The sequence below is a fragment of the Variovorax sp. UMC13 genome (assembly GCF_014170375.1).
Taxonomy (GTDB): Bacteria; Pseudomonadota; Gammaproteobacteria; order Burkholderiales; family Burkholderiaceae_C; genus Variovorax.
This window is the reverse complement of sequence record NZ_LZZW01000023.1, coordinates 207,085-221,591: the sequence shown is the minus strand read 5'-3', so window position 1 is coordinate 221,591 and position 14,507 is coordinate 207,085. Positions and strand designations below refer to the sequence as shown.

The following is a 14,507-nucleotide window of genomic DNA, read 5'->3' as shown; positions in this document are numbered from 1 at the left end:
TCGCTGCAGCCGCAGGGATTTCTGCAGGGAAGATAGATCACTCGCTGACCGCACAAGATCGGGATCTGTTCGATCAGGACACCTCTGACGAAAGCAGCGGATACGTCATTTCCACTCTGCTTTCCCTCCGTGACGCCTACTGCCGTCTGCGGACGCGATCTGCGGCGGTCTGAACATACCTCCGGTCCCGAAGTTCGCGAGCGCGCGACCCTAGACAGGCGACGAGATGGGCGCGGCGTGATCTGCGGTGTGTCCTCCACCACGATCCGGACGTCAGGAGGGTCCCGGTAAGGGTCGGCGTCCAAACACTTCCTGCGCGACCAAGCCGCTCCGGCCAACCACGAGGTTCCACAGATGGGATAAGCCCAGAGCAGCTAGATGGCTTCCACCACCACGCCTCCAGCACTCGGGTTAGTCAAATCGTTCCTGTACAAGCGATTGCGAGCGGCAAGGTCGTAAAGAAATGTTGCATGATCGCCGGGTTAGCGCGCAGAGCGCCAGCCGGATCAAGCCGCATTTCCCAACACATAACTCGAATGACTCCCGCCCAATTCATCGCCCGCTGGCAGAACAACAAGCTCAACGAACGTGCCGGAGCGCAGGGCCATTTCGACGATTTGTGCGATTTGCTCGGCGTCGACAAGCCCCGTGACCACGAAAACTATTGCTTCGAGCGAGGCGCCAAAAAGGCAGGCGGCGGCGACGGTTGGGCCGATGTGTGGAAGCGGAACCACTTCGCATGGGAGAACAAAAAGCCGGGCCGCGACCTCGGCAAGGCGCTCAAACAGCTGACCGACTACTCCCTCCAGCTAGAAAGCCCGCCGCTGTTGGTTGTCTGCGACCGCGAGCGCATCATCATCCACACCGCGTTTACCGGGTACCCAGACGAACCGCGCGAAATCCGAATCGAAGATTTGGCGGATGACGGCAAGCGGCAAATTCTGAAATGGGTCTTTACGGAGCCGCTGAAGCTGCGGCCCGAGAAGTCCACCGCTGCCGTAACCGAGGAAGCCGCCCAGCGCTATGCCGCACTGGCCGACACCATGCGCCAACGCGGACTGGACAGCAATCAGGTAGCGCACTTCCTGGTGCAGTGCCTATTTTGTATGTTCGCCGAGGATGAAGGGTTGCTGCCGGAGAAGATTTTCACCGGCCTCCTCGCCGCCGCCAAGAACGACGTAGTCAAGGCCGCAGACCGCATCACGAAGCTGTTCAAGGCGATGCAGGCGCCGAAGGGCGCTTACGGCAACGACGACATCGCTTGGTTCAACGGCGGCCTGTTCAAGCACATCGCGGTTCCAGCGCTCACAGCCGACGACCTCGAAACGCTACGGTCCGCCTCGGCCGACATGGACTGGCGCGCGATTGATCCCACAATTTTCGGCACGCTGTTCGAGCGTGGCCTCGGTAGCCGCCGCGCGGCTCTAGGCGCGCACTACACCGACACAGACACCATAGCGAAGCTCGTAGAACCTCTCGTGCGCGATCCGCTCTTGCTTGAGTGGAAGGCCGTGCGTGAAAAAATCGCCAAGGCCGCACCCAAGTTCGGCATGGTGAAGGCCGGCAAGAAGTTCCGGCCAAATGCCGCCCTGCAAGAAGGCCAAGGGCTCTATCAAGGCTTCCTACTTCGTCTGGCCGAATTTCGGGTTCTGGACCCGGCCTGCGGCAGCGGCAACTTTCTCTATTTGGCGCTAAAGGCCCTACGCGATGTTGAAAAGCGGTCCCAGGTCGAAGCGCAGGAACTTGATCTTCAGGCCGAGGTCAGTTTGCAGACCGGCCCGCACAACATTTTGGGCCTGGAAATCAACGAGTTCGCAGCCGAACTTGCGCGGGTGACGGTGTGGATTGGCGACATCCAATGGTGCCGGCAGAACGGGTGGCAGCACGCGAGCGACCCAATTCTCCAGTCCCTGGACGGAATCGAGCACCGCGACGCCCTGCTGAACGCCGATGGCAGCGAAGCCGTGTGGCCTAAATCAGATGTGATCGTCGGAAACCCTCCGTTCATCGGCAACAAGAGGATGCGCGGCGAGTTGACTGGGGCGTACGTGGACGCATTGCGCCTAGCCTATCGGGACCACAACCTGGATGGCGTGGACTTGGTTTGCTTCTGGTTTGAAAAGGCACGGAAGCAGATTGAAGCAGGCGCCGTGCAATCGGCAGGCTTGGTTTCCACAAACTCCATTCGAGGTGGTGCGAACCGCGAAGTTCTCAAACGCATCTTGGAGAAGTCGCGCATCTTTCTAGCGTGGAGCGATGAAGAGTGGTGGGATAACGGCGCAGCTGTGCGCGTCTCGATGACCGGATTTGGGCAAAGCGCGATGAAGCCGCGGCTTGATGGCCTTGAAGTGCGGGCCATCCATGCAGACCTCACTTCAGACATTGATGTGACGAAGGCACCTAAGTTGCCCGAAAACTTGAACCGGTCATTTCAGGGCGTGACGCCATCAGCCTCGGTGAGGCCAGCACTGCGGGAAAAACTCGGCCTTGCCAAAGCCAGCTTTAACCTGCCAGGAAACGAAGCAAGAAAAATGCTGCGAGAGCCCGCAACGATGAACGGGGAGCCTATGGCCGCTGTTGTTCGTCCCTATTTGGGTGCGGACGACATCACGTCGCGGCCGCTGGACAGGTTTACAGTCAATTTCGTGGGCCGCGATGAGAAGGCTGCGGCCATGTTCGACAAGCCGTTTGCTGCCATCTCGAATGTCCGCTTGCATCGGCGGCATACTGATCGCTTCAACGACTTCAAGAAGTATCCGTGGTGGCAGTTCGGTTGGCCGCGACCAGAAATGTTCGCAGCGCTCAAAGGACTTTCACGCTACATCTCCATCCCGCGTCACGCCAAACACTACCTCTGCGCATGGACACACCCTGCTGTTACGCCTGGAGATGCGCTTGTCGTTGTCGCTCGCGATGACGACACGAGCATCGGAATCCTTCAATCCCGCATTCACGAAGTCTGGGCGTTAAGGAGGGGTAGCAGCTTGGGAGTAGGCAATGACCCGCGCTACACACACACAACTTGTTTTGAAACCTTTCCGTTTCCTGAAGGCTTGACTCCAAACACCCCTTCTGCCGCATATGCAGGCGATCAAAATGCACATGCAATCGCAATATCGGCGCAGGACCTAATTAGGCAACGCGACCACTACCTAAGCCCGCCTGAGTGGACTGATTGGGACCTCACCCCTGAGGAACAAGCAGCAGGTTTCCCAAAGCGACCTGTCGCCAAGCCGGGGCATGAAGACGACCTGAAGCAGCGCACTCTCACAAACCTCTACAACTCCAGCCCTGCGTGGTTGACGTTGGCACACGAAACCTTGGCCAATGCTGTGGCCGCTGCTTACGGCTGGAGCGACTACACGCCGCAAATGTCCGATGAAGAAATCCTGCGCCGCCTACTTGCGCTGAACGCACAGCGCGGCGGGAAATAATGCCTCAGCCCCAGGGAGAGCGCCACCTTGTTTGAAAGCATCGTACTCAGGAACAGTCGGGACGCCGGCAACATCACGCTAGGCGCCATCGCTGAGGCGCTTCTGTTCTACCAGAACAGTCGCGTCATCTTTAATCACGGGACTCTAGTTACTTTGGCGAAGACAGGCGACCTCGGCCATATCGTGGCGCTAGTAAAAGAAGGACGACTACAGGCAGTGCATTGCGAAGAAACGCTAGGCACGATCACCAACTCTCACGGCATATCTCAAGCGCACGACTTCGGCGCATTCACATTGGTCGGCCACGAGGCAGACAAAGGAAAGAACCGCGCGGAACGTATCGAGATAGGGTTGCGCACCAGCGGCGGCCTCGACCGCGCCAAGGCGAAGGCCTTAGCAAAGTCGTTCGCTGATGCTGTTCCGCTGAAAAGCCTGACGAAAGATGACTATGTGAAAGGCGGCATCCTGAATGCAGCCCGGATAGATGCAAAGGATCACGCAACGCTGAAGGGGCTCTTGCGAGCAGGACTCGCCGCAGTACCAGGCGGATACGACGCGGGAGACAGTCTTGAGGCCGACTATGTTCAAAGCGACCTGGGATACTTTCTTTTTACCAACATTGACTTCGCGGCGGTCAACGAGCGTAGGGCCAGCATGAATCCTACGCTGGAACCGCTGACGCCAGCTTCTTTGTTCAATCTAATCTTGGAATCGCGAGCCGACATGCACTTGGCCGCGTTCTACGGGGGAGATTTCGTTACGACAAGTGCAAATTCGGCGCTAGTTCGGTGGCGGCAAGCATACTTGTTCGAGCGCGCAGACCGCAATAGTGAAGCGCACGAGCAGTTCTCGGAACTTGTTCTGGCCGACTACCCAAGCATCAGGGACGTCATCGACAGCGGCGAACAATCCTTCTTTGAGTTCCTGAAGCTCTTGGAAAAGGCGGAAAAGTTCAAAACTTGGTTGGCGAAGGCCACTCCAGATCAAAAGCTAGTAAGTCAATACATAGAAGCTCTGAAGGCAGACACTTGGGCCGACAAGGCACCGGCTAAATTGCTTCGCTATCTCGTCTCCCTCGGCGCAGGACTCTTCGATCCGACTTCCGGCGTTGTATCTGGAGCCGCCGATGCCTTTCTCGTGGATCGAATTCTCAAAGGCTGGCGCCCGAACCATTTTGTGGATGATCGACTGAAGCCATTCCTGAGTTAGCGCGTGGATTTCCGCGTGAGATTCGTCGCCGCACGCGGCAAGTACCGCGCCGCCTACATCTAGAGGTTCAAGGGATTAACGTCTATTGCGTTTAGGGAAACCACCGCGCCGCCCGCATGTGGAGGTATTGATGGATAACATTTAAGAGCCGGCTCGCTTGCCCGAATAGGTCGGCTCAAGATGACCGCTGCAGCGTTGCTGCAGACATCTAGCCCGCAGATGCCCAATGTCCGCTTCTGGCCGAATCCTGCCACAGGATCGCCGGCGCGTTTGGCCCGAAGCGTTCTGTCGTGAACATTGACCGACTGACCGGTATGCAGGGCGGATTCAACCGGTCGACGCAACACATTCGCTGAACATCTCAGCGGGTGTGTGGAAGCCGAGTGTCTTGCGCGGCCTCTCGTTCAATTGTCGCGCGATCGCGTTGAGTTGGAGCTGTGAGTAGCCGGAGATGTCGATGCCCTTCGGCATGTACTGCCGCAGCAGCCCGTTGGTGTTCTCGTTGCTGCCGCGTTGCCAGGGGCTCTGTGGATCACAGAAGTAGACCTGGATGTCGGTGGCCATTGTGAATCGCTTGTGACCGTGCATCTCCGTGCCTCGATCCCAAGTCAATGACTTGTAGAGCTCCTGCGGCAACTTGCGTGCGTTCTTGATCAGCGCGTTGACGACCGACTGCGAGTCCTTGCCTTCGAGTTTGACCAGCATCACGTATCGCGTTTGCCGCTCGACCAACGTGGCGATTTGGCTGTTGCCACTCCCGAAGACCAAGTCTCCCTCCCAATGGCCAGGCACCGCCCGATCTTCGACAGATGCAGGGCGCTCCCTGATCGACACGGCATCAGCAATCTGCCCATGGATCGCCGTCTTCTGTGTGTAGGAACGAGAGCGTCGCATGCCGCGTGTGCGTCTGAGATGCTCCAGCAGTTCCTTCTTCAACGCGCCACGCGCTTGAATGAACAGGCTGCGGTAGATGGTCTCGTGTGACACATGAAGGCCCGGGTCGTTCGGATAAGTATGCTTGAGCCAACCGCCGATCTGCTCCGGCGACCACCGCATTCGAAGCAGGTCCGCCACGACGCCAGCCAGCGCCCGATTCTTGACCAGTTTGCAGCGCTTCGGCCGCAGGGCTCGGTTCCAGGCTGCTTCGTCGGCGACGCTCGCCCGATAGCATTCTTGCCCTGCGTTGCGACCGATCTCGCGGCTGATGGTCGACGGTGCCCTGCCAAGTCGGGCGGCCACCGAGCGCATCGATTCACCGATCACTAGAGCACGAGAGATCTCTTCTCGCTCCGCCAGGGTCAGCGCCTTCGCGCTGCGCCGCCGGTCCGGTGGTCGAATGCCACCGGTCTTCGACAGGATGGTGTGGATCGAGGTGTGAGGTCGGTCGAACAGATGGCCGATCTGATGCAGAGTCCAGCCTTCCTTCCAGCGCTTCCACATCAATGCCTTCTGGGCGTCCGTGTAGTGGGTTCGCGTCCGATACTTCAACTGCAACACTCCTTCTGCCTCAGCAGTGGTTATTGTGTTGCGTCGACCGGTTGAATCCGCCAGCGGTTTCGGTCTGTCAGTCGTCGCGCCCCTGCTCACGCTGACCAGCACCAAGCGGACTTTCGGGCCGACGAGTGGTACGGAGTAAACGGCTGCGGTAGCAGGCCCGCCGGTTGTAAGACCTCGCGGGACAGGTTACGGTCTCTGATCGCTGCCTCACGGCGCGAACAAGCCAATAGCAGAGAAGCCGGCCATACGTGTAGTCAGCCAGCACCACGTGGCCACTGCGGCGGGGTGCATCACACAGTTGATGTACCCCGACCTGATCGATAGCTAGCCAGGCCATCCCAGTGCCTGAACAATTCGCTCGCCGCCCAACCATGGTGCCGTTCGACCGAGCGGGCGTTAAAGGCGCGACGCGGTTGTGATTCGCACCTGCGCCCGCGGCCCTTTCGCTGCACGAGATGAAGATCATCGCGCATAAACATGACCCGGTGACTTTGCTCATGCTCCCGCGCGGGGGCCAGCGTCCGGCAGCCGTTGCACGAACGCGGCCGTCCCAGCCGCTGACACGCGCTACCGCATCGGAAGCACGCTAGAACTTCGATTCTTCCATTTCATTCGACCGGCCCAACGTATAACTCACCTCGAGCGAGGCACTCATCCGGATGACAGCAGTGGTATGCCAATAGCGGCTGCGCTCTCTGCCGTGGCCTGTGTCGTGGCGGCGCAGGCGCACCAGCCACATCAGGTCGGCGTCGCGAGCCTCCAGGTACGCACGCACGACGTCAGTGCGGCACCACAGACGTGATCCTTCGCTCGCAACTTCCTCATGCCGGGCGGATTCGATCCACGCGTCGGCCCGCACCACCGTCTCGCCAACCGTGTTTTCCCAGGTCCGGTTGAACGGATCGACAGATCGCAGCTTGGCGAACGCGGTGACGTCCTGGCTCAAGCGCGGGCGCTGCATCGCGCCATCGGCGCCCAGGACGTCGGTTTCATCCAGGCGCGCATAGGCTTCCTTCCGCACGATCCACGGCAGGTAGGGCGCATCACGGTTCAATGCCACCCCGTCGTCTTCGTGCATCTGTAACTGCGGTACATAGGCTTGGAAAGGCCCCTGAGCGGCGAGCTCCTCTGCCAGTGCGGCGCTCCGGTCCCGCGGCGCCAGCGCCGACATCACCCGGATCTCGACGTTCTCGTTGGAGTGCCAAGTGCCATCGACGGTGAGCCAGCATCCCACCGAATCGCCGATCCCGAGCAACGACTTCAAGGCGGCCGGATCCGCGGTGAGGTCCATCGCGGTGTCGCCCATGGTCATCAGGGAGACCCAGGCGTCCAGCGGTTGGCGGTCCATTCCGTCCGCGAGCCACAGGCCCGCCGGATGCGTCACGACCTCGCGTGAAAGCCAGTCTGCCCACGGATCTTCCTCCTCGTAGCCGCGCCAGACCACCGAGTGCGTGGCGAGCAGATCGCCGGCCACCGAGAACATGGCGTGCCAGGCCAGCTGCTCGCCGTAAGCCTGGTACTCGGCATCGATGCCGCGCGTGTAGTGGTCACGTCCTGGTCGCGACCGCCCTTTGCGATCGCTCATAAAGGCGATATCGGCGTCGTGTCCACGCACCTTTGCGACGAGGGCATCCACCGTTTTCCGATGCGTCCGTCCGAACAGGCTCGCCAAGTGCGCAACGTCGTCCTTGCTGAAGTCATAGTCCAGATGCAAGTCGGGCTCTGGCTCGGCCATGCCCTTGGGGCGCACGAGAGAGAAGTCGCTCCCGTAGTAGTCCTTCTCCTTCCGGGCAGCGAAGCTCGATCGATTGACGCGCTGCAGCTTCTGGACCCATGCCTTCGACAGGCGCACCTCACCTGCATTCACACAGGCAAGCAGGGCCTGCGCCGCGAAATGCCGTAGAAGCACGTGGCGGTTTACAGCGTGCAACGCGATGGCTTCGAGAAAATCGGCATGCCGAGCGACCACCACGGGTGCCTCCAGTGCGATGCGCGCCATTGTGATCAGCAACCATAGCTGGGCGTGCTGGTAGAAGAATGGCAACTCCGGCGCCTGGAACGGGACCGCGTCGCGGCGCCGATACTTCGCAACGACCCCATCCAGTACCCCGGCACGTCCGAGACGAACCGCCGTACGCAGGCTGTGGGCGGCGAACCATCGCTGCCGGGTGATGGGCGAACCGAGCTGGAACCAGGTGATTGCCGCGACAGCCTCGACCGCATCCCCGGTAAAGGCCATCGCGGTCTGCCATGGCCCGTCCTCCGTGTTGGACGCGAGCTTCGCCGGCCCGCTTTGCAGCAGGCGCGTTAGCGCCGCCTCGCCCACGCCGTGCGACGTCTTTTCGTTGAACTCCGCCGCGAAGTTGAGCCACACCGAGGCCGGCACCGGCATCTTGGGACGGGTGAACTCGCGGATGAGGAGCATCAGCACGTCGCGGCGCGCCAGACCACAGATCTCCTCGAGAGCGCGGACGTGTGAACCAGACAGGTAGTCGAAGGAAATATACTCGAGTGAATTCACCCGCGCGATGACCGGTGCGCAGGCCTTCAGCGCGTCGGCTACCGCGAGCGAGGAGCCGATCCATTGCTCCTTGCAGATGCGCAGCTCCCGCTCTTTCTCGTACAGGTCCAACATCTCGAGCCGCGCGATCAGCGCGAGATAGTCAGGCCATTGTTTGAACGCCACCTTCGCTCGCAGCGCATCGAGGACATCGCCCGAGAATCGCGTGTTCCGGTGCTGCGTGCGAGCAGCATCGAGGATGCGCCCCACCGCAACCTCTTCGAGCGGATCGGTGGCCGCGGCGAGCTGCAGAACGTCCGCCTTCGCCTCGGCCTGCTCGTATTCCCAGGTTCGAGGCGCGACGTCGGCTCCGGGCGCGCGCCAGTTGACGCGCGTGTTCCGGTCGTCGCGCTTGACGTCGATCCGATCCGCGGCCGCGTCCAGATACTGGCGCTGCCAGGCATCCTGGCCCAGCACCGCGCCCGCGAAGCGGGCGAGTGCGCGGGGCGTTTCCGAGCCCAGTGAACCGGGGTTGTTCTGCAGGTATTGCGCGACGAGCTCGGTGACCACGGCGGGCACGCGTGCGGACGGCTTGGATTCGAGCGTGGCGACCAGCTGCGTGGTCCCGCACACGTAGAGCTCGGCGGGATTCGACAGTCGCAAGAGCGTCAGGGCGAGCTCGGCGTCGAGCTTGTCGTCCTCCAGCAAAGCCCGCACGTACGGCAACAGCGTGTAGTCCAACGAGATTCGCTCGCGGTCCTGCCACCGCGCCAGCCTCGCGAGCCCGACCACACCGGCTACCCGGCTCATCGCGGCGCCGTAGGAACCCCAGCCGAACTTCCGCTCCTCGCCCAAGTTGAGCTCGCAGATGTTGGACAAGGTGTGGCTCTCGCGCTGGTCGAGACCTTCGCCGGTCAGTGCGCCGGCGAAGTGCATCAGCCCCTCGACGAAGCGGTAGTCGCCCGAGCCGATCGCGTCCATCTGCTCGAGCCCCATACGGAAGTACGCGACCGCCTCGGCGGGACTGGCCAACGTGACCGCCTGCCCGAGTCGCGCGAAGTGCCCGGCGCGATCGGTGACATCTTGCTCCTTCTCGATGGCCGCGCTCGCCTTCATAGCGAGGGCGCCGGCCATGGCATGGAACGCCGGCCAGGACGCCAGCAAGGCGACAAGCCCGATCAGGTTCGGCACGGGCGTGGTGTCCGGTTCGCTGGCAGCTTCGAGGTGTGCCGTGACTTCGCCCGCAGGAAATGCGTCATTCGCCGTGAGAGCCATAGCTAGCAAGCGCTCACCGACCGTGTTGTGCTGCTGTTGCGCCGAGCGGCCACCCGAGTGGTAATCGTCGGTGTTGCGCAGCGTGATCCACCGGGCTGTCAGTGGCGTCAAGCTAGGTGCCGCGGAGCCGGAACCGACAACAGCCTGTGCGAAGTCACGCGCGATATCGAGCCAGCGCGGCATGCGCTTTTGGAGGAACTGCACGGCAGATGCGTGGTCGCTGTGCTCGTGGCGCGCATCTTCCTTCGCGTCTTGGGCGGCCTTGGCCTTCGCCTTGTAGTCCGCATCCAGTGCCTCCTTGAGCGCGGTGAGGAACTCCGCATCCTTAAGATTCGGCGTCAGAGTAGCAGCGTGCTCAGCCAATTCGCGCGGCAGCAGGTCGCGGGGGCCAATTGGTGCGCCGGACGCGCAGCAGGCGATGACCTGCCGCGCAATGTACGAGGCGATCTCACCAGTCCCGTACGACGAGTCCATGAACACGTGCAGGCTCGGGGGCACCAAGGGCAGCACCGCGAGGATCGCGGTGGCCTGGGCGGGCATCCCCAACCGCAACGCCTTCGCCGCGGCCTCCACTATGCCTTGTATCACCGGGCGTTCGTCGGGTCGGTAGTGATCAAGAAGCTTCACCGGGCCGTTCGCCGTGCATGCCGCCGCGAGCGACACGAGCTGCGCGCGTTGCTGCTCCGGGCTGCCGGCGGTGTGACGAATTGCCGCGGCGATCGGCCCGATCGAGGCCAACGCATCGACACAGGCCCGGATCACCTCGGGCGGGAGCAAAGGCGCGACCTCGGGACGGCGCGCCAGCTGAAACATCGCCTTGGCGATCTCGTACCCGTCCTCGGCGCTGACCCAACCCGATACGTCTTGAGCCGCCGCCTTGCCGTCGCCCTTGAGAAGGTTGCAGAACGGGAGCGCCGCCAAGTCCAGCACCGTTGGGTGCGCGCGGTCATGCGCGCCGCTATCCTGGTCGAAATAGTGCTGCAGCCACTCAGCGACCCACCGGGCGTGCCAGATTGCCTCGGCGGTCTCGCCCATCAATCCATGCGCAATCGCCAGGCGGGCGTGGCGGGAGCCGGGCCACTGGGTTCGTGCCTCAAAGATGCGCCGAAGCGAATCCTGATCGGCCGAGGCGACCACGAGATCGGGGTAGTCCAGCAGATACGTCGTTCCCCGCTGGTCCATCGCGGCGAGGGTCGACAATTCGACCAGCAGCGGCACGAGGTGATCGAGGTCGTTGACGCGAACGGCGTGCGCCACGGCGGCGCGAAGTCGCGCATGGCGAATTGTCTGCTGACCCACGGTGCCGGTGATGCTTGCAGGCAGCCGCTCGTCAAAGGCCAGCTGGAAAAGCTTCTCGCCATCCTCCAGCTGCAGCAGCAGGTCGGGCAGCGTCGTGGCGGCATAGACCGACTCGCTCTGCATGGCGAACAGGTTCGTTGCCAGCTCACGCAGCGGCGCCGCGTCGCTGGCGTAGTTGCGCCGAATGAGGGTTTCGGTGGGCTCGTCACGGAACATCAGGCCATGCTTGGTCTGCTCCAGCAGTGGCGACAGGTCTGCCGCGAAGCTGACGACCGCGCCTTCGGCCATGCCGTTGACTTGCGCGAACTCCTTGAGCGGCACGGGCGGCGGCAAGGTGGCCAGACCCGCTAGGAAGGCGCGAATGCTGCGGGCGGCATTGCCCAGCTTTCGTGCTTCCACCAAGGCTTGATCAATGCGGTGCTGGATCAGATCGTCCAGCGCGATCGGCTTGTCGATCTGGCTCGGCGCCAGCAGGGTAGGTTCCGCGGCCAAGTGTTCCAGCACACGAGCATTGCCCTTGGACCGCGCCTGGCCCACTTGGACCATCGTCTCGGTCAGCTTGCTCACGCGGGCGCGCAGAAACGCACGTGTCTCTCGCTCGACGAACGGCGCCAATTCGAGCTCCTCGGCTGAGATCTCGCCGGTTGCGCTGAGCAACCGGTGCGTTCGGGCACTGACGACCACCTGCAGACCCGCGATCGCTGTGCCGTGCTCCAAGCTCTGCAGCAACAGCCGAGGGAACGAATCCTGATTGCGATCGCGTGCAATCTCGCTGGCGTTATCGATAGCGTCGAGCAGCAGGACCAGTTGCCGGTCCGCGGAACCGCGGCGCAAGGTCGCGACGGCTTGCTCCAAGCGCACTCGGAAGGCGCGAAGGATGTCTTCGCTGTTGCTGGTCGAGGGCAGCATGGGGTCGCACAGACCTCGACAGGAGAGTTCATTGGCGACATGCACTAGACCGCGGCTTGGCAGGTGCCTGCTGTCGTCGGGGGCGCGGTATTGGCCCATGCCGAAGCAGTCGAACAGGATCGTCTCGTGCTCGTGACCCAGGCGGGCTGCCAGCGAGTTCATGAAGACCGTCTTTCCGAACCCGCCTTCGGCATGCACGACCAACGGCCGGGTGAGACGCGGGATGCGGTGTACGGTGTCGTCCAACTGCACGCGATCAATCACTGTTCCGATCGGCGGGAAGCTTGTCGGCGCCGGGAGCAGGTCCCGGTCGTCGGACAGGCCCAATGCAGCCAGCACGTCCGTGCGCACGATGACGTTGCCGTGCTGCTTAATCAGACCGGCCTTGTCGCGTGCCATCTCCCGGATATCCGAGAGACGGCGGCGGGCCATGTGGTCCCGCGCGTCTGACCAGTCCACCAGGGTAAGTGCCAGCTGCTGCTTGTTCTCGCGCAGGTCGCCGGTCAGGCCGATCATTTGCAGCCGTGCGGCGAATTCGGCAAGGTCCTTCCCCGTCAGCTTGCAGGCCTCCGCCACCTGCTTCGCCTGCCTTTTCGCGTCGCCCTTGAGCGGGCTTTGCGCCGCCAGACCTTCGATGGCCTCAAGCAGCGCGGGTTCGATGGGCCGGTTGGTGACCAGCTCGAACCGCAACTTTGCCCGCGCCTTGTCGGTCCCCAGCGACGCCTTGCAGGCGCGATACGTGCGCGCGAACTTATCGATCGTCTTCTTCGCATCCGCCGCCCGGAACGGCTTGTGCTCGGCCGCCTTGGAGTACTTCACCTGGACCACGACAACGCGCTTGGCGTGCTGCAGGTTCGCCCGGCCTCCGAAGTACAGGACCGCATCGGCGATTTCGTTGCCTTCGTTCGAGACGCCGCGCTGGTCTTCGTTGGCGAAACCTTCCACCGCAATGCCGACCAACTCGGCCCCGGGCAGGAGCAAGCCCAGGCTCTTTCGAGCGACCCAGGCTTCGTGGAACTCGTGGCCGTCGCGGGAGGCGCGGACGGTGTCTACCGCCGGGCGCGTTCGGGGGTTGACCATCCTCTTGGACTTGGGCAACGCCTTGGGCGTCGGTATGGCCTTCCGCGGGGTGAGCGTTCTGCGCGTCGTCGTGTACTTCTTCGTCGCCATTGCCATTGCCCGTTCCGCCGAGACATGATCCAAAGATGCCGTGATGGTCTCACATCAAGTTGAAGGGCCTCCGGATCGCAGCGGGCTGCGATGATTGGGGCTCAGGTTCCGGGAACGCGCTTGAACTCACGGTCTCGGCCAACAGCAGCCTTCAGCCACGCTGCAACGAACGACTGCAACCAGTCTGAAGCGGTCGTCTGCCACCTGGCGCCGAATGACCGCTTGTGGCCGAATCCTCCCACGGGGTCGCTGGCGCGTTTGGCCCCAGAGTGGGCGTTCGCCGATCCTAGGGAAGGTTCATTCCGGAGCAAGACCTTCTCTCATTGATGAGCAACCGCTGTCCTCAGCACGCCGCTTAACTCTCTCCTTCTGCCTTGGAGAGGTAGTGGTCGAGTGAAATCGAAGAGGTCGGCATGAGCGTGGAAAAACCTGCCATCACTGGTGCCGTTGACCCCCGGGGGGGTAGTTTTCGTTCCCCATAAAAATACAGATAGGGGCTCGGTTTCCGCTCGAATCTTCCAGACTTTTACCCCACCCCTCCCCACTAATGGCGTTGGTCTAGAGTCCTGCAGAAATGCCGATCTTCGCTGTGCCGCCGATGCCGGAGCAGTGGGCTCAAGGGGCGGAAACCGCCTAGCTGCGCATCTTTTTGCACTGCGGCCTTTTCGACGACGCCGTTTGACGCGCAGCCATCTCGAGTCGGTATCAACGGTACCCTCAGCTACGATGGCTGCTAACGGCCCGCGTCACGAGATGGCCCAGCATAGCCTTCGACTTCGCGCGCGCCATCAGGTGATCGGGTGAACGTATAGTTCGCTCCTCCACTTGAGGCCCACCTGCAGGCAGGGCAGCAGGGGACGCGGGTCTTCCCCCACAGCAGGCGACGCACAACCCAGATCTTCCGGCGATTCGCCATTGCAGAGACTTCCCGTCGAGCGCATATCCGGTCCACGCGAGGCAATCGCCCGCTTCCTCCATGCGCCAGCAGGTTCGCCAATCCGAGTCCGGCAGCTCGGATTGGGCAGGTCCTGCGTGCGCGCTTCACTTTAGGCGCGTCGCTGCTTTGGGGGGCTTGGGACCCTTGCGCTCCTCGGCGCTAGCATTCATATGAAACATGATCTGCACCGGGTGTCTGCAGGGGGAACCAGTACGGGTGAGTGGAATACCACCGGCTAAATTTGACCCCCGCCGCCATGATCGCCGGAAACCCAGGA

The 14,507-nt window shown here is 62.2% G+C and carries 4 protein-coding genes; 2 read left to right on the top strand and 2 right to left on the bottom strand.

Features of this window, described 5'->3' with window-relative positions:
• Positions 1-536 precede the first annotated feature (536 nt).
• Both A9977_RS18960 and A9977_RS18955 read left to right on the top strand, forming a co-directional pair.
• Entirely contained in the window at positions 537-3,434 is a 2,898-nt protein-coding gene (locus tag A9977_RS18960) for a DNA methyltransferase (RefSeq protein ID WP_220811907.1), read from the top strand.
• A gap of 27 nt (positions 3,435-3,461) precedes the next feature.
• Complete coding sequence (locus tag A9977_RS18955) at positions 3,462-4,643, top strand: hypothetical protein (protein ID WP_183026422.1); 1,182 nt, start codon at positions 3,462-3,464, stop codon at positions 4,641-4,643.
• A gap of 327 nt (positions 4,644-4,970) precedes the next feature.
• Here A9977_RS18955 and A9977_RS18950 read toward each other — a convergent pair whose 3' ends face one another.
• Together A9977_RS18950 and A9977_RS18945 are read right to left on the bottom strand one after the other, a co-directional pair.
• Positions 4,971-6,131 (bottom strand): IS30 family transposase, encoded by a 1,161-nt coding sequence (locus A9977_RS18950; protein WP_183026508.1) that lies wholly within the window; start codon positions 6,129-6,131, stop codon positions 4,971-4,973.
• 595 nt (positions 6,132-6,726) lie between these two features.
• On the bottom strand, positions 6,727-13,299 hold the full coding sequence (locus A9977_RS18945; protein WP_183026421.1) for an NACHT domain-containing protein: 6,573 nt from the start codon (positions 13,297-13,299) through the stop codon (positions 6,727-6,729).
• Between the last annotated feature and the right edge of the window lie 1,208 nt (positions 13,300-14,507).

Coding starts and splice junctions, on each gene's coding strand:
- A9977_RS18960 (WP_220811907.1), top strand. CDS start 537: ATGACTCCCGCCCAATTCATCGCCCGCTGGCAGAACAACAAGCTCAAC.
- A9977_RS18945 (WP_183026421.1), bottom strand. CDS start 13,299: ATGGCAATGGCGACGAAGAAGTACACGACGACGCGCAGAACGCTCACC.